A 530-nucleotide genomic window follows, 5' to 3' on the forward strand; every position below is an offset into this window, starting at 1 on the left:
ATGCCGGCGGCGATCGCCGCCTGGCGGGCGGGCGCCTGGCCGAGGTTGGCCGGCAGCACGCAGCCCATGAGGACTTCAGAGACGTCGCTGGCCGGCACGCCCGACTGTTCCAGGGCGGCCGCGATGGCGGCCGCGCCGAGGGTCGGGGTCGGCACGCCGTTGAACTGGCCGAGGAAGGAGCCGATGGCGGTGCGCTTGGCGGCGGCGATGACGATGTTGGACATGGCAATCTCGTTGATGCGTAAGCAATGTTCGGAAAGGAGACCGAAGACGTTGGAAGCGCCGCGATTTCCCGGCAGACTGCGTGGGGGTCGACCCAAGTATAGAGGGTCGGGGAGGGCCGCCGCTGGGCGGCACCGCACGCCTGCCGGGATGTGGGCAGGCCAACGTTCATGGGAAGGAATCGATGGAACGCACGATGATGGTGAGGTCGGCGCTGGCGTCGGCGCTGGCGATGGCATTGACGGCATGTGGTGGCGGCGGAGGCGGCGGCAATGTCCGCATCGATCCACCCCCGACCACCCCGACGC

At 69.2% G+C, this 530-nt stretch carries 1 protein-coding gene; it reads right to left on the bottom strand.

Annotation, left to right across the window (positions count from 1 at the left end; translation table 11 throughout):
- On the bottom strand, nt 1-224 hold a 224-nt coding region (locus tag A7X97_RS20585; protein WP_484360010.1), incomplete at its 3' end, for a thiolase family protein.
- Nucleotides 225-530: the final 306 nt, after the last annotated feature.

The sequence above is a fragment of the Stenotrophomonas sepilia genome (assembly GCF_003244875.1).
GTDB lineage: Bacteria > Pseudomonadota > Gammaproteobacteria > Xanthomonadales > Xanthomonadaceae > Stenotrophomonas > Stenotrophomonas sepilia.